15 protein-coding genes and 3 pseudogenes are annotated in these 20,695 nt (G+C 62.4%); 13 read left to right on the forward strand and 5 right to left on the reverse strand.

Features of this window, described 5'->3' with window-relative positions:
* Positions 1-66 precede the first annotated feature (66 nt).
* Positions 67-321 carry a hypothetical protein gene (locus tag THPRO_RS10065; RefSeq protein ID WP_145930794.1) on the forward strand — a complete coding sequence of 85 codons (255 nt, stop codon included), beginning with the start codon at positions 67-69 and terminating at the stop codon, positions 319-321.
* A 217-nt stretch (positions 322-538) separates the two neighbouring features.
* On the opposite strand, the gene THPRO_RS10070 is transcribed toward THPRO_RS10065, so the two are convergent.
* A complete protein-coding gene (locus tag THPRO_RS10070; RefSeq protein ID WP_038092473.1) occupies positions 539-3,793 on the reverse strand; it encodes a DEAD/DEAH box helicase in 3,255 nt (1,084 codons plus the stop codon).
* Between the two features lie 266 nt (positions 3,794-4,059).
* Here THPRO_RS10070 and THPRO_RS10075 point away from each other — a divergent pair, with 266 nt between their 5' ends.
* From THPRO_RS10075 to THPRO_RS17000, 4 genes are all read left to right on the forward strand, one after another.
* On the forward strand, positions 4,060-4,353 hold the full coding sequence (locus THPRO_RS10075) for a type II toxin-antitoxin system TacA family antitoxin (protein ID WP_038092474.1): 294 nt from the start codon (positions 4,060-4,062) through the stop codon (positions 4,351-4,353).
* On the forward strand, positions 4,350-4,850 hold the full coding sequence (locus THPRO_RS10080; protein ID WP_038092478.1) for a GNAT family N-acetyltransferase: 501 nt from the start codon (positions 4,350-4,352) through the stop codon (positions 4,848-4,850). Before THPRO_RS10075 ends, THPRO_RS10080 begins: the two co-directional genes overlap by 4 nt.
* A 504-nt stretch (positions 4,851-5,354) precedes the next feature.
* The gene (locus THPRO_RS10085) at positions 5,355-7,004 is read left to right on the forward strand and encodes a methyl-accepting chemotaxis protein (protein ID WP_038092483.1); all 1,650 of its coding nucleotides are present in this window, start codon (positions 5,355-5,357) and stop codon (positions 7,002-7,004) included.
* Between the two features lie 198 nt (positions 7,005-7,202).
* Positions 7,203-7,358 (forward strand): hypothetical protein, encoded by a 156-nt coding sequence (locus tag THPRO_RS17000; RefSeq protein ID WP_161489963.1) that lies wholly within the window; start codon positions 7,203-7,205, stop codon positions 7,356-7,358.
* 215 nt (positions 7,359-7,573) lie between these two features.
* Here THPRO_RS17000 and cysB read toward each other — a convergent pair whose 3' ends face one another.
* Positions 7,574-8,557 carry an HTH-type transcriptional regulator CysB gene (gene cysB, locus THPRO_RS10090; RefSeq protein ID WP_038092486.1) on the reverse strand — a complete coding sequence of 328 codons (984 nt, stop codon included), beginning with the start codon at positions 8,555-8,557 and terminating at the stop codon, positions 7,574-7,576.
* A gap of 152 nt (positions 8,558-8,709) precedes the next feature.
* Here cysB and THPRO_RS10095 point away from each other — a divergent pair, with 152 nt between their 5' ends.
* The 7 genes from THPRO_RS10095 to sat are packed head-to-tail and all read left to right on the forward strand — an operon-like array spanning position 8,710 to position 16,923.
* Positions 8,710-9,459 carry a sulfite exporter TauE/SafE family protein gene (locus tag THPRO_RS10095; protein WP_038092489.1) on the forward strand — a complete coding sequence of 250 codons (750 nt, stop codon included), beginning with the start codon at positions 8,710-8,712 and terminating at the stop codon, positions 9,457-9,459.
* A 19-nt stretch (positions 9,460-9,478) separates the two neighbouring features.
* Positions 9,479-10,192, forward strand: a complete 714-nt coding sequence (locus THPRO_RS10100) for a phosphoadenylyl-sulfate reductase (RefSeq protein ID WP_038092492.1) — start codon at positions 9,479-9,481, stop codon at positions 10,190-10,192.
* Complete coding sequence (locus THPRO_RS10105) at positions 10,189-11,979, forward strand: diflavin oxidoreductase (protein ID WP_082954575.1); 1,791 nt, start codon at positions 10,189-10,191, stop codon at positions 11,977-11,979. The genes THPRO_RS10100 and THPRO_RS10105 overlap by 4 nt, the downstream gene beginning before the upstream one ends.
* Complete coding sequence (locus THPRO_RS10110) at positions 11,969-13,663, forward strand: NADPH-dependent assimilatory sulfite reductase hemoprotein subunit (RefSeq protein ID WP_038092495.1); 1,695 nt, start codon at positions 11,969-11,971, stop codon at positions 13,661-13,663. Before THPRO_RS10105 ends, THPRO_RS10110 begins: the two co-directional genes overlap by 11 nt.
* Entirely contained in the window at positions 13,660-14,292 is a 633-nt protein-coding gene (locus tag THPRO_RS10115; protein ID WP_065089575.1) for a peroxiredoxin, read from the forward strand. Before THPRO_RS10110 ends, THPRO_RS10115 begins: the two co-directional genes overlap by 4 nt.
* A 2-nt stretch (positions 14,293-14,294) precedes the next feature.
* The gene (cysG, locus tag THPRO_RS10120; RefSeq protein WP_065089576.1) at positions 14,295-15,719 is read left to right on the forward strand and encodes a siroheme synthase CysG; all 1,425 of its coding nucleotides are present in this window, start codon (positions 14,295-14,297) and stop codon (positions 15,717-15,719) included.
* A 28-nt stretch (positions 15,720-15,747) separates the two neighbouring features.
* Complete coding sequence (gene sat, locus THPRO_RS10125; RefSeq protein ID WP_038092498.1) at positions 15,748-16,923, forward strand: sulfate adenylyltransferase; 1,176 nt, start codon at positions 15,748-15,750, stop codon at positions 16,921-16,923.
* A 202-nt stretch (positions 16,924-17,125) separates the two neighbouring features.
* Here sat and THPRO_RS10130 read toward each other — a convergent pair.
* Positions 17,126-17,398 (reverse strand): annotated as a pseudogene (locus tag THPRO_RS10130) (integrase core domain-containing protein); the annotation flags it as partial.
* A gap of 89 nt (positions 17,399-17,487) precedes the next feature.
* On the opposite strand from THPRO_RS10130, the pseudogene THPRO_RS10135 reads away from it, so the two are divergent.
* Positions 17,488-18,754 (forward strand): annotated as a pseudogene (locus THPRO_RS10135) (IS110 family RNA-guided transposase).
* A 228-nt stretch (positions 18,755-18,982) separates the two neighbouring features.
* Here THPRO_RS10135 and THPRO_RS10140 read toward each other — a convergent pair.
* Positions 18,983-19,797, reverse strand: a pseudogene (locus THPRO_RS10140) (IS3 family transposase); the annotation flags it as partial.
* A 481-nt stretch (positions 19,798-20,278) separates the two neighbouring features.
* Complete coding sequence (locus tag THPRO_RS16690) at positions 20,279-20,662, reverse strand: hypothetical protein (protein ID WP_145930795.1); 384 nt, start codon at positions 20,660-20,662, stop codon at positions 20,279-20,281.
* Between the last annotated feature and the right edge of the window lie 33 nt (positions 20,663-20,695).

Consider the following 20,695-nt stretch of genomic DNA (forward strand, 5'->3'; position numbering starts at 1 on the left):
AGTCATCACTGCGAGCGCAGCCCCCATCGCTTCGTGTTCGATGGAGATCTGCCGGCGGTCGCCAGTGTGGATACGATCAGCGGCGGCGAGCTTTCCATCAATGTTGTTCTCAAGCCTCGGAAAGCTGACATTCAGCCGGAGTGGGATTGCGATTTGAGCAGTGGGGACGCGGTGGCTTCTGGTAGGGTGGAGCGGCACTTGGGTGCCTGGCTTCAGGATGGTGGCGAGGATGTTCACTGCAAGCGTGCGTTGCAGTCGCGCATTGCGGATGTTGGGATCGAGCCTGCGGGTTACTCCGATCAGGGCAGCTTCTTCATGTAGTTGACCTGCGGCGTAATAGCAGTCTCGGAGCCGGGGTGTGTCGGCGCGACGCGCCGCCGGGCTTTCGGACTGCGCCCCATGCCGTCTTTGCCGTCACAACCATTCGGCTTCAATCCCTCACGCCTTCGTGCCTATGGCGCTGCGGCTTCGCTTGCCTCCAGCGGATCGATGCAAGACCCGCACGCGCATCGCTCCCAGCCCAGCACGATTACTAAGGTTAGGGCGCCACTATCGTTTCGCGCTCGGGAAGGCACTGGAGCGGCAAGAGATCCATGACATCGCGAAACAGCGACCGGTTCTGCCAGTCGTTCCGGTCCCCGATAACATAAAAACGTCGCTTGGCCCGCGTCGCTGCCACATTCAGCAGGTTGGGCTCTGAGACCGCCCAATCTCGTGCGCCGGAACCTTCGGTATTGCCGCCCAGCACCATGATAACGACTGGAGCCTCCTTGCCCTGCATGGTGTGGATGGTTCCGGAAACCATCGAGTCACCGAGCAGGCGTTTGAGGTTTTCCTGAACAGCCTTGAAGGGCGTGATCACCGAAATTTCGGCCGCATCCACGCCATCCACGCGCAACAGGGCGAGCAGCGCCCGCAAGGCCTCTCCTTCGGCCGGCACCCAGTTCCCGTCGGATGCTCCGCTGGCGTGAATCCATCCCGTCGGCAGGCGGGCGCGCGTCTCTTTGTCGGCGCGCGGTGCGAGGGTGCCATACACCATGGCACCGTCGTAGGCGATACGGTTGGCCAGCCTGTACATCGGCTTGTCGCAGCGCCGATGCACGACCAATGGCAACCCCACCCACATCTTGCTGTCGGCTGGCCCCGCCAGGCGGCCCCATGTCGTGGCCTGATCCGCCAAGGTCTGCGCGGACTGTCTGTTGGGGAGCCAATGCGCATCGACGCGATAGCGTGTGCGCATGTGTTCCAGCACAGCGTCGGACACGGTGACGATGGGCTTGAGTTGCAGGGGATCGCCCACCAGCAGCGCGCGTCGGGAGCGCCACAGCGCACCCACCGCCGCTTGCGGGAGGGCCTGTCCGGCCTCATCCACCAGCAGCCAGCCGATCTCCCCCGGCCCCAATGTGCGGAAAGAGCTTGCGAACGAGGCAAAGGTGCTGCTGAGTACCGGCACGACCATGAACAACGAGGCCCAAACCGAGCGAATCGCCTCGCGCGAGAATCCCTGCAGGTGCGCGCCGGTCAACATCGCGTTGATCAGAAACAGGTTGGAGCGCATCCGTGCCGCCTCCAGCTCGAAGAATGTCCGATGTAGCTTCAGTGCCTGAATGAAGACACGCGCTCGGGCCTGTCGCCAGCCCTCGATGTGCCAGGGTTCGGCCAGTTCGATGGCGTCGCCACGACCGATCACGCCGCCGCGCAACCATGCCAGCAGATGGTCGGCTCGACAAGCGCTAGCCAAATCGCTGGCCTGTTGCGTCAGGGATTGATCTTCCGCCCGCATTTTTTTCAACGCCTGCTGCGCATTGGCGATCTGCCTATCCAGTTGCTGCCTGGAGTCCTCGAATTGCTTGGCAAGCCGTGCGATGCGGTCGAACTCAGCCTTGGCGAGGCCATGCCGGTCTTGCAGCAGTTTCAGCGCAGTGTTCCAGGTGCGTGACGCTCCCCACAGACTGCATAGGTTCGCCCAGAACCCTGGTTTGCTGGCCTGGTGTTGGGCAAGCGCCTCCAGCGCATGTTTGAACGCCGCATTGGCGGGACGACCTTCATCGGCATCCAGGCGTGCCTGTTGTTCCGCCGTGTGCGCCAAGCGCTTTTCAAGCGCCTGCACGGTGGCAGTCATTTCGGTGATCTTCTTCCTGGTCGTTTCCAGCGTCTGGATCAGAGCGCGGATGCGGGAGGCTTCGGCGCATACCAAGCGAACCTGCGCCTTGGCCTTCTCGTACTCGGCGACCGCCTGCTGCCACAGGGCTTGGCGTTCTTCCGGCCTGCGCTCCTTGTTGCGCTGGCTGTGCTCGCCCAACCATGCCATCAGGCCTTGCGGCGCTTTCTTCAGCGGTTGCTGAGATGCTTGCTGATCATTGGTCTCGGCAGCGGTGGCCGGGCCGGCAAACAGGGTCTTGGCGACATTCTCATCGTCGATTTCGTCGCTGGCTTCCTCGTTGTTGTCCACCTTGTCTTGGCCGGCCGCTGGACTCTGCCCATAGAAGTAGCGGTCTACGAACGTCTTGCGCCGCGCCTTGCTGCCCAGCGCACCAGAGATCAATCCCCAGGCCGGCTTGCCGGTGATCAGCTCGCCCAGGTCGGCGAAGTGCTCGGCCTCGGGCAGCCAGTTCTCGTCGATCTTGTCGCGCTGGGGCAGTTCAAGGGTGACGTTCTCCACGGCGCCGTTGTTGGACGAAGCGACCACGATCTCGAAGCCGTACAGCGAAGGATTGAGCTTGAAGGCAGCCCGCTCCTTACCGCCATCGTTGCCGGTTTCGCGCGCGTTGCTGGCAAAACCGTCGGATGCGCGGCGCAGCGTGGCAAGCACGTCCGCCCGGCTGGTGATGATGGCGGCTATCAAATCGCGCAGCAGGGTCGTTTTGCCCGTGCCCGGCGGGCCATTGACTCCTAGAAGTCCCTGTCCGTCAGCGAGCTTGGACAGAACGGTGTTCACGGCCAGTTGCTGGGAATGCACAAGCCCCAGGTGCCGTTCGGAGGGCCAGCAGCTATCGGCATGGGCCTGCGGCATAAGCCGCTCGATCAGCGATGGGGAGGCGTCGTCGCTGTCGATATGCAGCCGCAGTTGCGGATCGTGGCGGCGCAGGTATTGGTTCAACGCTTCGCTCGCCACGCCCTTGCTGAGGCTGTCAGCAACGGTGGCCAGATCGTCGAGCAGGAAGCTGTTGAGCGGATCGTCCTCCGATGCGGGCTTGTCGGGTTTGACAGGTTGGGAACGAAATCGCAGTGGCGGGCGCTCAATAGTCGCAAAGAAATCCGCCACGCCGAGAAACTGCAGCACCCACCGGGTGAAGTCCCGCAGCGCATCGCCGGAGACCTGGCCTTGTAGCTGCGTTCGCGCCTGCTCGGCGGCGGCCCGCTGATCGTCCTCGAATCCGCGTGTCCAGTCCTTTCTCGCCAGCGCCCGTCCGAGGAACCAGGCCTCGCTGGAGAGCACGAAACTATCTTCCACCAGTTGCCCGCGCATGGTGAACTTCGCGGCGAACATCGCAGACTCTCGGTGCTGTGGTTCGCGGTAGCCCTGGTCGGCGCCGTACAGTTTCTGGAGCGCGGCGGCGACGAGCCGGCTGTCGTACAGGTGTGCATAGAGCCTATGGCTCCATTCGCGCTTCTCGGGAAGCGCCTGCTTGCTAACGATGCTCTGGGGTGCCCAAGGAGGGATAGGGCGCGTGCAGGGCGTATCGTGAAGGAATGCACCATAGGCGCTGCTGCGTTCTTTGATCTTGGGGGCCGATTGCGGCTGCAGCAACTCGACTGCATGCCAGTACCGAACGATGTTCTCGGACTCCATGAAGTCTCCCACCGCTAAATCCCCGAAGGGTTTGTAGCGGGGGTTTCCTGGGTCAACGACCAGAGCGCACGGGTGGTGCCAGTTCGTGTACCGATAATTCGTTTCCACCCAGCAACGCATACACCAGCACCCAGCGTCGTTCGGTGAGCCGTCCTCTCCGTCCTGAACAGTGGAGCTTGCCGCGCACAGAGTCGCCCACGCCACTAGACAATGTACGCTTCTTGTACCAACATTGCGGCAATTGATCTAACACGAGAGGTGCTGTCATGACTGCCGGGGCATCGTCGACTTCCGCTCGCTCTGCCCGACTTGGGCTGCGCGCCACCCCCGAACAGGAGGCGATGCTGCGCCGTGCCGCCGAGGTGGCCCACAAGTCGCTGACCGACTTCATTCTCGACAGCGCTTGCCTGGCTGCCGAGCAGACCCTGCTCGATCAGCGATTGTTCATGGTTTCCGGGAGCCAATACCAAGCCCTGATGGATCTGCTGGATCAGCCCGAACAGGCCAATGAAGGTTTGCGTAACCTGTTTGCCCACAAGGCGCCCTGGGACACGAGGTGACCTTGCGCGCACCGGAACCTCTCGCCGCGCAGCATCGGCTAGAGGGTTTCGATTGCGGCAAGCCCGCGCTGAATGACTGGCTTTTGCGCCACGCCCGTCAGGCGCAGGGCAGCGGCTCGGCCAAGACCTTTGTGGTTGCCGAGGATGAGGACCGCGTCGCAGGCTACTTCAGCCTAACCGTTGGACAGGTCGATACACTGCAAGCTCCGGAGCGCATTCGCAAGGGAATGGGGCAGTACCCGTTACCGGTGGTGATTCTGGCGAGGCTGGCTGTTTCGGTGGCGGATCAGAGGCGAGGCATAGGCTTTGGCCTGCTGCAAGACGCGATTCGTCGCACGATGCTGATTGCCGAACAAGCCGGCATCAGGGCCATGTTGACCCATCCCATCGATCAAGAAGCGGCACAGTTCTACACCCGGTTCGGGTTCATCGCCTCGCCGTTGCGAGAGCAGCAATTGCTGCTGCTCTTGAAGGACGCCCGTCGCTGGGTACGCTGAATCATGATGCAGCTCTGAACGGGCAGCGACCCGTCCGTTGTACGATCCTCGAACGGGCGCACTGAGTGGTCGCCTCTACCCTGAACCAGATGCGGTACCGAATTACATTGACAGGCCAATAAGCCACAATAATAATGTTGCAACTCGGATGCCCGAATCAGGGGATACCACGAAACTAATAGCGACTCATCCTTTGTGCAGCGAGATAGAATTCGGGGGAAGGGTTCATCCGCTTGGTGCTGGCGCAGCAGGCATCCATTTTGCACACTTGCGCATGCTGATATCAGCGCATCCGTCAATCATCGCCCCCCCCAAAACCGACTGCCAGGTACCTAGAATGTCAACGCCGGGCGAATGGATGGGCTCTTTAAATTGAGTTCAAGAAATTCATATCAAAAGACACTCATGAATAAAGCAATCTTCTAGTCAGATAGCATACAATTGCGGCCCAGCTACCGCATTCCTGACGCGGAATATGAAACTCAACGTCTTCTGGGCATAATCATGAAGAAAAACTTCCCCATCTCTCAGAAAGAACACCCTATTGACGAGAAAGATTTGTTGATTTCATCGACTGACGTGGCTGGAGTCATCACGTACAGCAACGAAAATTTTGCTGAAATCTCTGGTTTCACGGTTGATGAACTCATTGGCAAGAGTCACAACATCGTTCGCCATCCTCATATGCCTCAGGCAGCATTTGCCGATCTATGGAAAACGCTCAAGGAAAACCGACCATGGATGGGAATTGTTCAAAATCGCAGCAAGGATGGCGGCTCGTACTGGGTGGATGCCTATGTCACCCCTGTTTACAACGGAGGACTTTGCGTCGGCTATGAATCCGTCCGCGTAAAACCCCGCCCCGAAGACCGCAAACGTGCCGAACGACTGTACAAAGCACTCGGTCCTGCAACCAGCCAGGACGATCGGGGAGTCGCATCCGAGCGTGCGTCAAGGCTGGCTGAAAAATTAGGAAAGCCCCATCTTTTGGATAACCTGACGAACCGAGTCATTTTCAGTATTCTTGTCGTATTTTCACTCATCACGATAATGACGATGACCTCGCTACCTCGGGATGCCATTACCGCCTGCACTGCAACCCTGGCTGCTCTCGGAATTTTCGGGACCTGGTTGATGTTTCGCCCTCTAAGGGAGCTCGATGCCTCCGTGCGTCGCGAGATCGTGGACAACCCGCTCATGCAGGCCGTGTATAGCGGAAAACGTGGGGAGCCGGGCCGTCTTGAATTGGCAATCCGCCTACTCCAATCAGGCCAAAGAACTATTCTGGGACGGCTTGGGGAAGAATCCAAAAAGCTCCATCAGGCGGCAGATACTTCAGCAACTGAACTGATGCGAGTCATCGAGCAAATCGAGCTTCAGCATACTCAAACTGATCTTGTGGCCACGGCGATGAATGAAATGGCATCCACTGTACAGGAGGTTGCACGGAACACCACTTTTGCAGCCGAGGCGGCTCAAAATTCACACCTGGAAACCGAAAATGGCAATCGGATCGCAAAAGATTTTTCGATGTATATACGACAGGCGGCCGATCAAACCGCTCTTGCAACCCATGCCATGGAAAAACTCTTGAATGACAGCGAGGAAATTTACAAAGTAACTGACCTGATCACCCAGATTGCCGAACAAACCAACCTGCTGGCATTGAATGCTTCGATAGAGGCTGCGAGAGCAGGTGAGCATGGAAGGGGTTTTGCCGTAGTAGCAAGCGAAGTCAGCGCATTATCAAAGAAAACGCAGAATGCAACAACGAACATTCGCACTCAACTCGAAGAGTTCAAAAAAGTTATCAACGAGAGCGCAGAAAACATGCGGTCAAGTCAATCCATATCCAGTCAAGGCGTGGCTCGCATTGCGGATGTAAATAATGCCTTAACGGCCATATCCAACGCTGTGGACATCATCAATAACATGAACACCCAGATCGCCACCTCCGCCGAGGAACAAAATTCTGTCGCGGAGGAAATCAACCAGAACGTGGTCAATATACGAGATGGCGCCGAACAGATAACCGATTCAGCCACCCGATCAAAAAACCTGTCGGATGGATTGATCTCACTTTCCGCTGAACTAGATTCACTGGTTGCCAGATTCCAATCCATTTCAAGAAAAAACATGGGATTTAGGCGCTAACAAACCTGTAGGCGCAAGTAATTTTGCGTGGTGAGTCATGGCAGCGATCTGAAAAGGACCCCCATGGCACAACGCACCCAGTCGAGCATTGATAACGCACTGATCGACCAGATGCTGGAGGGCCACCAGACAAGCGCGGCGTTGCTGAGCAACGACTGACTGATCGGCGAATTCAAGAAACATCTGGCCGAACGCTTGTTGTCGACCGCGCTGGACGCGCACCTGGAAGCCGCCACCCGGCAGACAGCCAATAACCACCGAAATCGCTATTTGCAGAAATCAGACACCCTAGCCGATGTGCATGTGGTGCTGGATATCTCGCGCGACCGCCACGGACGCGCGATCCACTGCTGACTCCCAAGCACCCGCCCTCCTTCCTCTGGCTTTGACGAGAAATCCATCGCGCTGTATGCGCGCGGTATAAGCGCCCTTGGCAACCACATACATGTAGGCGCACTCTACAGAGTGAGACATGGGTAGCTCGCCTGGAATACAAATTCTTCTGACCGATGCCTACACTGATGCAAAATAGTTTCCGCGATCCCTGGGGTGGCTGTTCACTTAGAGCATTATTCCCTTAACGTCAAATAAGGTATGTGCGCAAGATATAATTGCGTTTCCTTATGGCGGTCGTGCGCGAGCACCATCATGTCGACTGCAATGCGGTCCAGATGTGGCGCAAATCTGTGGATGAAGTCGTACATGTAGTCCCGCAACACCAGGCCCCGGCGCAGGCCGATGCTAGTGACCTCGTGCGGGAACAGGTGGCGCACATCCAGACAGACCAGATCGCCGTCCCGCTCGGGCTCGTAAGCCATTCTGGCGAGCAGGCCCACGCCCAAGCCCGTACGCACGTAGGTCTTAATAACGTCGGCATCGACGGCGGTCAGCACGAGATTGGGCCGCAACCGCTTTTTGGCGAAGGTCGCGGACATTTCCGAGTGATCGGCAAAACCGAAAACGTACGTTACCAGCGGAAATTTCGCGAGATCCTCCAGGCTCAGGCGTTTTACGAGCTCTAGAGGATGCCCGCGCGGCACCAACGCCGCTCGATTCCACTTGTAACAAGGCAGCAGCACCAGATCCTCGAAGTGATTGAGACCTTCGGTGGCAATGGCGAAATCGACTTTTCCGTTTACAGCCATCTCGGCTATCTGTTCCGGTGTGCCCTGGTGGAGGTTGAGTGCCACACCGGGATAGCGCGCACGAAACTCGGCGACGATGGGCGGCAGCATGTAGCGCGCCTGTGTGTGCGTCGTGGCGATGGACAGCGTACCCGCAGCCGGTGACGCAAGCTCGGTGGCTCGGCGCCGCACGTTTTCCGTTTCGGCCTGAATGCGTTCCAGGTAGGGCATGATCACGCGCCCGAATTCGGTCAGCCGGGTAAACGATTTTCCGCTGCGCTCGAAGATCGGCGAGCCCAACTCGTCTTCCAGCATCCTGATCTGCTTGCTCACCCCAGGCTGCGAGGTATACAGAGCCTCGGCCGCGGCGGAGACGCTGAACCCCTGCTGCACCACGGCGCAGACGTACTGAATCTGTCGGAGCTTCATCTGGCCACCCGGCTGCCGAAACCGCTTGAACAAGCATCCAGCCTACTGCCGGCCGCATATTCCGTCCAGGCATAAGCATGTAATAAATCGATCTTTGTTTGGAATAAGCATCGTCGGTAGTGTCTGCAGCGTACTTCACCGCAGGCACGGACATGGACTGGACGCTCGTCACCACCGGATTGCTGATCGCCGCCCTGATTGCCGTCACCGGCATCGGCGGCGGCTCGCTGATGACGCCCGCACTGATCCTCGGCTGCGGCCTTGCGCCCACCACCGCGGTGGGCACCGACCTGCTGTATGCGACGTTCACCAAGAGCGGTGCCCTACTGGCCTATGCGCGTGATAGGCGCGTCGACTGGGCGACGGTCGGCTGGCTGCTGGCCGGCGGTGTGCCGGGCGTGGCCGCCGCGCATTTGTTTCTGAGTTCGTTTCACGACGCCGCGCTGCAGGACCGCCTGGTCGGCACCGCGGTCGCTTGCGTGCTCGCCCTGAGCGCGCTCGGGCTGTTGCTGCCGCGTCGACGCGGTCATGTCGCTAGGCCACCCGCCGCCATTCGACGCTGGCTGATCGCCAGCGGCGCCACCGTGGCCGTGCTGGTCACGCTGTCGTCCATCGGCGCGGGCACGCTGACCGGCGCCCTGCTAACGCTCCTTTATCCCGAACGCCCGCTGGCCGAGATCGTCGGCACCGAACTGGCCATGGCCGTGCCGCTGGCCGCGCTGGCCGCGGGCGCGCACTTCCTTTCGGGACAGGTCGACTGGCGCGCCGCCGTCGATCTGTCCATCGGCTCGCTGCCCGGCATCTGGCTTGGGCGGCAGCTGATGCACCGCCTCCCCGATCGATGGCTGCGCCTTGCCACGGCCGCGTTGCTGGCCGGCGCTTCGATCACGCTCATCGCCTGACCGACCACGAGGACCGCTCATGTCTGCGCTACCCCATAACCTGCACAACCGGATCGCCCACAGCGTCGAGATTCTGCGTCTCGCCGCAACCGCGGACGCACCCGCGACCTTTGCCAACAGCCTCGGCGCGGAGGACATCGTGCTGACGGATCTGATCTACCGCCAGGTGCCCGAGATCGACGATTTCATGCTCGATACCGGACGCCTGCCGGCGGAGACCTACGCGCTGCTGGAACAGGTGCGCGCGCGCTACGGCCGCGCCCCGCGTATCTACTGCCCGGACACCGAGGCGCTCGAAACCTTCGTCAACGCGTTCGGCGCGAATGCGTTCTACGACAGCGTGGCGCTGCGCAAGCGCTGCTGCGCGATCCGCAAGATCGAGCCGCTGCGCCGCGCCCTGCATGGATACAAGTCCTGGGTGACGGGCCTGCGCCGCGAACAGTCGGTGACCCGGCTCGCCCTGGACGTGCGCGAATGGGACGAGGGCAACGGCCTGTTCAAGTTCAATCCGCTGGCCGACTGGAGCGAGGCGGAAATCTGGGGATACATCCGCAGCCGCGATCTGCCCTACAACACGCTGCACGACCGGCATTACCCCAGCATCGGCTGCGCACCCTGCACGCGCGCCATCGCGCAGGGCGAGGACGTGCGCGCGGGACGCTGGTGGTGGGAGCAGCCCGAATCCAAGGAATGCGGCCTGCACCGCTACGTCGACGGGAACGCGAGCGCATGAGCACGGTTGTCGAAATGCCTCAGCGGATTTCCGCGCCACTGCTCGACGAGCGTCAGTTTCAGGATCTGCGGCGCTTCGCTGGGGCCCTGAACCCCGAGCAGCTGCTGTGGGCCAGCGGCTATCTCGCCGGGCTGCAGGGCTCGACGTCCGCGCTGCCGGCCACGCAGCCCGCGGCCGAAAACGTGCGCCTCGCGGTGCTCTACGGCTCGCAGACCGGGACCGCCGCGGCCCTGGCCGAACGCGTGGCGCGCCGCGCCAGCGCGCTCGGCTTTGCGGCCGAGGCCCTAGACATGCGGAGCTACCGACGCGCGCGGCTGCGCGAGGACCGCAACCTGCTGGTCGTCGTCAGCACCCAGGGCGACGGCGAGCCGCCGGACGGCGCGCAGGAGCTGCACGCGCTGCTGACCGGACCGCGCGTGCCGGACCTGACCGGCACGCGCTACGCCGTGCTCGCCCTGGGAGACGCGAGTTACCCGCGTTTCTGCCAGACGGGCCGGGAATTCGATGAGGCGTTGGTCGCCGCCGGCGCCACGCGCCTCGCCGAACGCGTCGATTGCGATGTGGACTACGAGGACGACGCGCAGGCCTGGGCCGAACGCGTCCTGGGCTTGTTCGACGGGCCGCGAAGCGAGGCGTCGACGGTATCCGTCGTGTCCGCGGCCACTGAACAGGTCTCGTGGACGCGGCACAGGCCCTTCGCCGCGCCGCTACTCGAACGCCTGCCGCTGACCGCCGAGGGCTCGACCCGTCGCGTGTGGCACCTGGAGCTGGATCTGGCCGGCTCGGGCATCGAGTTCGCCGCCGGCGACTGCCTCTCCATCGTGCCGTCGAACCCGCCCGAACTGGTGGACTCGCTGGTGACCCGGCTGGGTCTGAACGGCGACGCCACGATCGCAACCCGGCATGGCGAGTGCACGCTGGCCGAGGCGCTCGCCTCGCGCTACGAAATCTCGCGGCTGACGCGCCCCCTGGTGGAACGCTACGCCGAGCTCGCCGACTCGAACGCATTGCGCGGACTGGCGCGCGACGATAAAGCGCTGACCGCATGGATGACCGGGCGCGACGTGCTCGATCTGATCCAGGAGCATCCGGCGCGCGACCTGTCCGCGCAGGATTTCGGCGATCTGCTGCGTGTGCTGCCCGCGCGGCGCTACTCCATCGCCTCCAGCCCGCTCACCTATCCCGACGAGGCCCACCTGGCCGTGGCGCCGGTGCGTTGGGAGAGCCGCGGCCGGGTGCGCCTGGGGGTGGCCTCGACCCTGCTGGTCGAACGTCTGGCCGAAGGCGGGGAGGTGCCGGTGTTCATCGAAGGACACGCAGCCTTCCGCCTGCCGGAAGACCCGGCGCACCCGATCATCCTGATCGGCGCCGGCACCGGCGTCGCGCCCTATCGCGCCTTCCTGCAGGAGCGCGAGGCGCTGGGCGCGCAGGGGCGCAACTGGCTGTTTTTCGGCGACCGCAATCGTCGCACCGACTTCCTCTATCAGCGCGAATGGCTGCAGTGGCTGGAGGGCGGCCTGCTGACCCGTCTGGACGTGGCCTTCTCGCGCGACCAGCCGCGCAAAGTCTACGTGCAGGACCGCCTGCGCGAGCGCGGCGCCGAGGTTTATGCCTGGCTTGAAGAGGGCGCGGCGATCTATGTCTGCGGCTCGGAGCGGCTGGGCCATGACGTGCACCAGGCATTGATCGATCTGGTCGGCGCGGCCGGCGGGCTGACCGCCGAACGGGCCGAGGGCTACGTCGAGGACCTCAAGCACACCGGGAGATACCACCGCGATGTCTACTGAAAAACCGCTTTCCGATGTCGAGCGCATCAAGGCCGCGAGCCGCGGCCTGCGCGGCAGTCTGGTCGAGAGTCTGGCGCTGGGCCACACCGGCGCGGTGCACGCCGACGACACGCAGGTGATCAAGTTTCACGGCATCTACCAGCAGGACGACCGCGACCTGCGCGCCGAGCGCCAGCGCCGCAAGCTGGAGCCGCAGTATCAGTTCATGGCTCGCCTGCGTCTGCCCGGCGGCGTGCTGAGCAGCGCGCAATGGCTGGCATTGGGGCGCATCGCCCGCGAAAACGGCAACGGCAGCCTGCGCATCACCAGCCGCCAGAGCATCCAGTTCCACGGCCTGTTCAAGCAGGACCTCAAGCCGGCCGTGCAGGCACTGGACCGCGTGCTGCTGGACACCATCAGCACCTGCGGCGACATCAACCGCAACGTCATCGCCTGCGCCAATCCGAACCGCTCGAACCTGCACGGCGCGGTGTACGGCTGGGCATGCCGCATCGCCGAACGCCTGCTGCCCGGATCGCGCGCCTATCACGAGATCTGGCTGGAGGGCGAGCCGGTGGTGCAGTCGGAGCCCGAACCGCTGTACGGACCGACCTACCTGCCGCGCAAGTTCAAGATCGCCCTGGCCATCCCGCCGTCCAACGACGTGGACGTGTTCGCCCACGACCTGGGTTTCATCGCCATCGAGGAGCACGGCCGCCTCGCCGGGTTCAACGTCACCGTCGGCGGCGGGCTGGGGCGCAGCCACACCAACGCGGAGACCTATCCGCGCGTGGCTGACGTAATCGGCTTCTGCACGCCGGAGCAGGTGCTCGCCGTGACCGAGGCGGTGGTCGCCGCGCAGCGCGATCACGGCAACCGCAGCGACCGCGCCCAGGCCCGTCTCAAGTACACCATCGACCGCATGGGGCTGGACGCCTTCGTCGCGGACGTGACGCGCCGCTGCGGCTTCGCGCTGGCGCCCGCACGGCCAGCCCGTTTCGACACCTCCGGCGATGAGTTCGGCTGGGTCGAACATGCCGACGGCACGGCCAGCCTCACGCTTTACGTGCCGGGCGGACGCATCGTGGACGACCGCCCGGAATACCTGCCGCTGAGCGATCTGGACGAACTCGTCGAAGCCCACGGCGGCGAACTGCGCCTGACCTGCAACCAGAATCTGGTGCTGGTCGGCGTCACGCCCGAGGCGCGCCCTCGCATCGAAACGCTGCTCGCCCGTCGCGCGCTGGATCTGGCGCCGCGGCGCACATCGCTGGAGACCGGCGCCATGGCCTGCGTCGCCCTGCCCACCTGCCCGCTGGCGATGGCCGAAAGCGAGCGCTACCTGCCGCAACTGACCCGCCGACTCAACGGGCTGCTGGACGAGTTCGGCCTGGCGCGCGAGGACCTGTCGCTGCGCATGACCGGCTGCCCCAATGGCTGCGCCCGGCCGTACCTGGCCGAGATCGGCCTGGTCGGCAAGGCACCGGGGCTCTACGACCTGTATCTGGGCAGCGACCGCGCCGGCACCCGGCTCAACACGCGGGTGCGCGAGGCCGTGGACGAGGCCGCGCTGATCGACACCCTGCGTCCGCTGTTCGCGCGCTTTGCCGAGGAACGCGCCGCGGACGAAGGCTTCGGCGATTTTCTGCACCGCCTCGAACTGATCGAGGCCACTTCAACCACTTCACGAGGAACCCGCGCATGACCCTGCAGCTCAATCAGACCGTCCCCGACTTCAGCGTCGCGACCACCGAAGGCCCCATCGACTTCCACGACTGGATCGGCGACCAGTGGGCGATCCTGTTCTCGCACCCGGCCGACTACACGCCGGTATGCACCACCGAGCTGGGCGAGGCCTCGCGCCTGCAGCCGGAATTCGCGGCGCGCGGCGTGAAGCTGATCGGCCTGTCCGTCGACCCGCTAGACGATCACCTCGGCTGGGCCGACGACATCCGCGATACCCAGGGCCATGCGCTGAATTTCCCGCTGATCGCCGACCAGGATCGCATCGTGTCGACGGCCTACGGCATGGTGCACCCCGAGGCGGACCCCAAGGTGACGGTGCGCGCCGTGTTCGTGATCGACCCGCAGAAGCGCCTGCGCCTGAGCCTCACCTACCCGCCTTCGGTGGGACGCAATTTCGACGAGATCCTGCGCGTGGTCGACGCCCTGCAGACCAGCGACCGCGCGACGGTGGCCACCCCGGTGAACTGGCGCCCGGGCGAGCGCGTGATCATTCCGCCGGCGGTCTCCGACGAGCGTGCGCGCGAGCTGTTCCCGCAGGGCTGGGAAGCGCCGCGCCCGTATCTGCGCTACACGCTGCTGCCGAGCTGACCATGCACTGGTATCCCGTGTTCTGGAATCTGCGTGGTCGCTCCGTGCTCGTGGTCGGCGGCGGCAAGGTGGCCGCGCGCAAGGTCAGGGCGCTGCTCCGTTCAGGCGCATCGGTGTGCGTCGCGGCCGAGCGCCTCGGCGCGGAGCTGCGCGACGATCTGGAGGCGGGACGCATTGCGCACGTCGCCGGCCGCTATGCCGGCGACGTGCTGCGCGGACGGCATCTGGCGATCGCCGCCACCGACGACCCCGAGACCAACCGCCGTGTCGCCGTCGATGCGCGCGCGGCGGGCGTTCCGGTCAATGTGGTGGACGATCCGCAGCACTGCGACTTCATCCTGCCGGCCATCGTGGACCGTTCGCCGCTGCTCGTGGCGATCTCGTCCGGCGGGCAGGCGCCGATGCTGGCGCGCCACGTCAAGACCTGGATCGAGGCGCGACTGCCGTACTCGCTGTCGTCCGCAGCCGAACTGATGGGTGGGCTGCGCGAGCGGGTCAAGGCGCGCTTCTCCACGCTGCCCGCGCGGCGCACGTGCTGGGAACGCGTGCTGGGCGGCCCCGAGCTGACACTGATCGACGCGCACCGGGTACGCGACGCCTGGCATGAACTGGAGCAGGACGCCGAAGCTGCGCCCCCGCCGGTCGCGCTGGTCGGCGCCGGACCCGGCGACCCGCAATTGCTCACGCTCAGGGCATTGCAACTGATTCAGGGCTGCGACGTGGTGCTGTACGACGCCCTGGTATCCGCGCCGATTATGGAGCTGGTACGCCCGGAGGCCGAGCGCGTGTTCGTCGGCAAGCGCGCCGGCGGCGTGCATACCCCGCAGCATGAGATCCAACGGCAGATGATCGATTACGCCCGCCAGGGACTGCGCTTGGTCCGCCTGAAGGGCGGCGATCCGATGGTCTTCGGCCGCGGCGGCGAGGAGGCCGAGGCCCTGGCGCGCGCGGGCATCGCCTTCGAGGTCGTGCCCGGCATCAGCGCCGCAAACGGCTGCGCCGCCTATGCGGGCATACCGCTGACCCACCGCGAACTTGCGCACACCGTGGTAATCACCTCCGGATACGCCCATCCGGACGGCAGCGAACACGACTGGGGCGCACTGGCCAAGCGTCAGCACACCCTGGTGTTCTACATGCCGCTGCACGAACTAGATTTGATCTGCACCCAGCTCACCGCGTACGGCCTGCCGCCCGACTGGCCGGCAGCGCTGGTCGCCGAAGGGACACAGACCGGGCAGCAGGTACTGCTCGGCACGCTGAGCACGCTGCCGCGACTGGCGGAGCAGCGCGAGATCCCCGCACCGGCCCTGCTGATGGTCGGCAAGACCACCGCGCTCGCGGAAAGACTGCATTGGTACGGCACTCCGCCGGTTATCGCGCGCCCGCAACGCGAACGGCGCGAAGCCGTATACGCCCTGCTTTGATCCTCAACCCGCGACCCAGGAAATCCGCATGAATACGCTCGACACCTCCGCACTCATTGCGCCTCACGGCGGGCAACTGATCGACCTCGTCGTTCCGCCTGAAGAACGCGAAGCCACGCTGCGCCGCGCCGCCACCCTGCCCAGGCTGGTGCTGAGCGCACGCCAGCTAGCCGACCTGGAATGCCTCGCCACCGGCGTGTACTCGCCGCTGGAGGGCTTCATGTGCGAAGGAGACTATCGGCGGGTTCTGCGCGAGATGCGTCTGGCGGACGGTACGTTGTGGCCGATCCCGGTGATCTTCGACACCGATGCATCGACGCTGGCTGAAATCGGCGATGCCGCGGAAATCGCCCTGAGCTGGAACGGCCGCGTGGTCGCCACGCTGGAGATCGCCGAATCCTACCGCGCCGACAAGGCGCTGGAAGCGCTCGCGGTCTACGGCGTGGACGACGCCGAGCACCCCGGCGTGACCGCCGTGCGCGCCCTCGGAGAGTTCTACCTCGCCGGTCGTGTGCGCCTGATCGACCCCGAGCTGCATGGCGACTTCGCGGCCTACCGCTACACGCCGGCGCAAAGCCGCGAGGCATTCGCTCGGCGCGGCTGGCGCAGGATAGCGGCCTTCCAGACCCGCAACCCGATCCATCGCGCGCACGAATACCTGCAGAAGGTCGCGCTCGAAGGCGTGGACGGGCTGTTCGTGCATCCGCTGGTGGGCCAGACCAAGTCCGACGACATCCCCGCCGACCTGCGTATCCGCACCTACGAGGTGGTCCTGGAGCGCTACTACCCACAGGACCGCATCCTGCTCGGCGTGTTCCCGGCGGCCATGCGCTATGCCGGTCCGAGAGAGGCAATCAAACATGCCATCGCCCGCCAGAACTACGGCTGCAGCCACTTCATCGTCGGTCGCGATCACGCTGGCGTCGGCAGTTACTACGGAACCTACGATGCGCAGCGCATCTTCGAGACGCTCGATCCGCAAGATCTACGCATCACGCCCCTGCCCTTCGAAAACGCCGCCTACTGCACCGAGTGCGCGCAGATGGCAACGCGCAAAACCTGCCCGCATCCGGAAGAAACCTGGCTGCAACTCTCCGGCTCACGCGTCCGCGACATGCTCCACCGCGGCATCCGCCCACCCGAGGAGTTCACCCGCCCGGAAGTCGCCGAGCTGCTTATACAAGGCACAACAATCCGCCCTTGATAGCAGTCTGGAAGATAGCGTCTGATCGGCCCATAGTCCATTTTCTTGACATCCTCACCACGGCTAAAGCCGGGGGCTCCTCCTGCGAGACGCTGATGCCCCAGCGCGAGAATGTTCCGGGTCACGTTGATGTCGCGGTCGTGGACTGCACCACAGTCCACGGTAATCCCCCCATTTTTAGCTGTGTTCAGAAGTGGAGGGGTTAAGCCAGCAAGGCTAGTTTCTGTTTCGGGGTGATGCCTCCAAGGGCCATGTTCGGCCGTTCGTGGTTGTAGGTCCAGAGCCAGCGCGTGGCGAAGTTCTGGACCTCGTGGATCGATTCGAACAGGTATTGCCCCAACCAGTCATAGCGTACCGTGCGGTTATAGCGTTCGATGTAGGCGTTCTGCTGCGGCTTGCCGGGCTGGATGAAGTTGAGCGCGATCTGGTGTCTGTCGGCCCACGCGGCTAACGTGGTACTGACGTATTCGGGGCCATAGTACATATCGAAGCATGAGCCGTTGGGCAGCCATCATCGAGAAGAGCATCCTGAGGGTTCTCACACACCACAGGAGATTCGCGATGATGACTACCCGCAATGATGCTACGCCAGCGACCACCTGGGTGGCGATCGATATTGCCAAGCGCACCCATGCCGTTCTCATCGAAACGCCTGATGGCAAGCATCGGCGCTTCCGGATGAACAGCTTGCAGGAAGACCATCAGCGGTTGGTCGATCTGCTGCATTTGTGCCCTGCTCCGGTTCGTATCGCCTTTGAACCGACCGGGGATTGCCACCGGACACTGGCGTACCGTTTGCTCAAGGAGGGTTTCGATGTCTGCCTGGTTTCCTCGATCGCTGGCGCTCGTTACCGCGAGGCGCTGTTCAACTCGTGGGATAAGAACGACCCGAAGGATGCCGCAGTGATCCTCGCCCTGCTCAAGCAGGGCGTTACTCAGCGCTATGCCGATCCGCTAATCGCCGGCCACCATGGGCTGCGGGAGCTGTCCAAAACCCACTACCAGATCAGTCTGGCCCGAACGCGGCTCCAGCACAACCTGATGACACACTATTTGCCGCTGTATTTCCCGGAGAGCGAACGCTACTTCCGCTCCACGCTGGCGGAGTGGTTTGCACGCTTCCTGATCCGTTTCCCGACGGCGGCCTCAGTGCGTGCGTTGTCCTTTGAGGCGTTCGAGCGCGAGGCCTGGGACGTGGTTGGGCGCAAGGTCAACAAACGCTCCTGGATTCGGGAACTGTACGATACGGCGTGTGCCAGCATTGGCTTGCCGATCGCTGGCGACGATGTGGCCATCGAGACGTTTCGGCTCCAACTGCGCCGTTATCAGCAACTGATCGAACAACGCGAGGCCCTGGCCGAGACCGCGCATCGCCTGCTGCGGGGACGCCCCGATTACGAGTCGTTGCGATCCATTCCCGGTATAGGGCCTGTGCTCGCCCTCACTATCTTGGCCGAGGCAGGCGATTTGCGCCCACCGGCAGTTTCTCAAGTACTGCGGCCTGGATTTGTCCAAGTCGCAATCAGGCCAGTTCCGTGGCCAGGAGAAGTTGTCCAAGCGCGGCAACGCCAGACTGCGCTTCGCCTTCTGGTTCGCCGCGACCATCGCCGTGCGCATGCGTGAGAACAGCTTCCGGCAAAAGTACGAGCGTTATGTGCAACCCGACCCGCTCAACGCCGATCGCAAACGCAAAGCGTTGACGGCGGTCGCGGCCAAGATGGCGCGGGTCGCTTACAGCCTGGTCAAGCATCGAACCACGTACCACTGTTATTTCGAAACGAGTTTGCCCCGTGGATCGACCCCTCTCTGTAGGGCCGTTGGGACCGATTAGGATCCCGTAGATAATGTTCGGGCCTTCCACGGGACCCCATGCTGTTTTAAGCACGGTCGAGGCCGCTTGGCGGACCTCGTGTTCACTATGGGTTAGATCAGGGGATATTTTCGATCGTGGAAGCCCACGGGCATCGTTCGATAGCGGCGGATACAGCCATTCAAGGACGTCCAGCACGGCCTAGGCTGCTTTCGCCTGTACCTCAGCGCTTGACTCTACAGTTAGCACGTTGTCGCAGCGGATGGCCTGCGGCGCACCGCGCCATTCGATGAGCTGATCCAGCGCGCGCACAACCCGCTCGGCGGGCAGCGAGAAGTCGACCTCGATGCACAGTCCTTCGCGGTTGTAGTCGTCGATGACGTTGAACAACCGATATGTGCGCCCGTCCTGTAGGCTGTCGTGCATGAAGTCCATCGACCAGTTCTGGTTGATCGCCTCAGGCACGGCCAGCGGTTCGGGCCTCTCGCGCACGATCCGCCGTTTGGGCTTGATCCGCAGATTGAGCTCCAGCTCCCGGTAGATGCGGTACACGCGCTTGTGGTTCCAACCAAAGCCCTTGACGTTGCGCAAGTGCAGGAAGCACAGCCCAAAGCCCCAGTTGCGCTGGTTGTGCGTGAGCCGAACCAGCCAGTCGGCGATCCGTGCGTTCTCTTGCGACAGCTTCGCCTGGTACCGATAACACGTCTGGCTGATGCCAAACGCCCGGCAGGCCTGAGCGATGCTGATACCCCGTTGCGCCACACAGGCTCGGGCCCTCTCCCGGCGCGAAGAGGGCCTTACCATTTTCCCTCGAGCGCTTCCTTGCGAACCCCCGAGATCAGCCGTTCCTCGGCGTACATCTTCTTCAACCGCCGGTTCTCATCCTCAAGTTCCTTGAGTCGGGCCATCAGTGAGGCATCCATGCCACCGTACTTGGCCCGCCACTTGTAGAACGCGGCGCTACTCATGCCGTGCTCGCGGCACAGCTCAGGCACGGGCGTGCCGGCCTCGGCCTGCTTGAGAATGCCAATGATCTGACTGTCCGTGTAACGCGATTTCTTCATGCAGAATCTCCTTGACCTTGAGTATCGGAAAATTCCACTTCTGAACGCTACTACTTTGTGGGGGGATTACCGGGCGGGATAGCGCATTCTCGATGAATCGGAACGCAGACAGTGATTCAGGGCTTTAATCAACGGCAATCAAATCCACTCATTATCCTGGACCATCATATTCTTAAAATTTTCCATTTCAGAGGAATCTGTGCGGCCACAAGATTGAGAGCACACGAGTTTTTTATACAATGTGACGCTTAACAAAACATGGGTGGGTTCGCCGCGCGTGGTGATAAAGACAAGCCCATCATCGGCTATATTTTTGGCTTTCCCAGCGTTACGAGTAAATTTCCTGCTTGCGATTACAGTGACTTTCATAAAGCACCATAGTGTGAAATCTATAGTGTTGCAAAACTTTCGCATTTTTGCCCGTGTAACGACGCATGCGCGCCTCTTGCCTAAGAGGCGCGCATGCTGATCCATGAAAACTTTATTTTCTATATCGTATAGCGACAGCGTTGAGGATTGGCACACTAACCGGCGGCCTCACCACAGCTTGAGTTCGGTGAGGCATTCTGTATACCTCTCTTCTAGACATCGCATGGGTGAGTTTCGACACGATAATGGCATCGGCGCCTATATTTTTTGCCTTAGATATCATATCAGCCAACAAAGTCTTATAACTCATGCCAGGTATACCGGTGGTTTTTAGCTTTGCGATAACCACATAGGGTTTTTGCGGAGGCACTTGCAACACAGAAACTGCTTTAGTTGGCAGAAATTTTTTTCCACCATCACCATATATGGCATTTGTCGTGGCGCAGCCACCCAGAAAAATCAAAACAACGAATGATACAAGGTATTTTGAGAGCATGATGCATCTCCTTTTTAGTATGATTCCGGATGA

The organism is Acidihalobacter prosperus (assembly GCF_000754095.2).
Lineage (GTDB): Bacteria > Pseudomonadota > Gammaproteobacteria > DSM-5130 > Acidihalobacteraceae > Acidihalobacter > Acidihalobacter prosperus.

What these genes read in the sequence shown, in the direction of transcription:
- THPRO_RS10070 (WP_038092473.1), bottom strand. Translation starts at nt 3,793, where the DNA reads ATGGAGTCCGAGAACATCGTTCGGTACTGGCATGCAGTCGAGTTGCTG.
- THPRO_RS10075 (WP_038092474.1), top strand. Translation starts at nt 4,060, where the DNA reads ATGACTGCCGGGGCATCGTCGACTTCCGCTCGCTCTGCCCGACTTGGG.
- THPRO_RS10085 (WP_038092483.1), top strand. Translation starts at nt 5,355, where the DNA reads ATGAAGAAAAACTTCCCCATCTCTCAGAAAGAACACCCTATTGACGAG.
- cysB (WP_038092486.1), bottom strand. Translation starts at nt 8,557, where the DNA reads ATGAAGCTCCGACAGATTCAGTACGTCTGCGCCGTGGTGCAGCAGGGG.
- THPRO_RS10095 (WP_038092489.1), top strand. Translation starts at nt 8,710, where the DNA reads ATGGACTGGACGCTCGTCACCACCGGATTGCTGATCGCCGCCCTGATT.
- THPRO_RS10100 (WP_038092492.1), top strand. Translation starts at nt 9,479, where the DNA reads ATGTCTGCGCTACCCCATAACCTGCACAACCGGATCGCCCACAGCGTC.
- THPRO_RS10105 (WP_082954575.1), top strand. Translation starts at nt 10,189, where the DNA reads ATGAGCACGGTTGTCGAAATGCCTCAGCGGATTTCCGCGCCACTGCTC.
- THPRO_RS10110 (WP_038092495.1), top strand. Translation starts at nt 11,969, where the DNA reads ATGTCTACTGAAAAACCGCTTTCCGATGTCGAGCGCATCAAGGCCGCG.
- THPRO_RS10115 (WP_065089575.1), top strand. Translation starts at nt 13,660, where the DNA reads ATGACCCTGCAGCTCAATCAGACCGTCCCCGACTTCAGCGTCGCGACC.
- cysG (WP_065089576.1), top strand. Translation starts at nt 14,295, where the DNA reads ATGCACTGGTATCCCGTGTTCTGGAATCTGCGTGGTCGCTCCGTGCTC.
- sat (WP_038092498.1), top strand. Translation starts at nt 15,748, where the DNA reads ATGAATACGCTCGACACCTCCGCACTCATTGCGCCTCACGGCGGGCAA.
- THPRO_RS16690 (WP_145930795.1), bottom strand. Translation starts at nt 20,662, where the DNA reads ATGCTCTCAAAATACCTTGTATCATTCGTTGTTTTGATTTTTCTGGGT.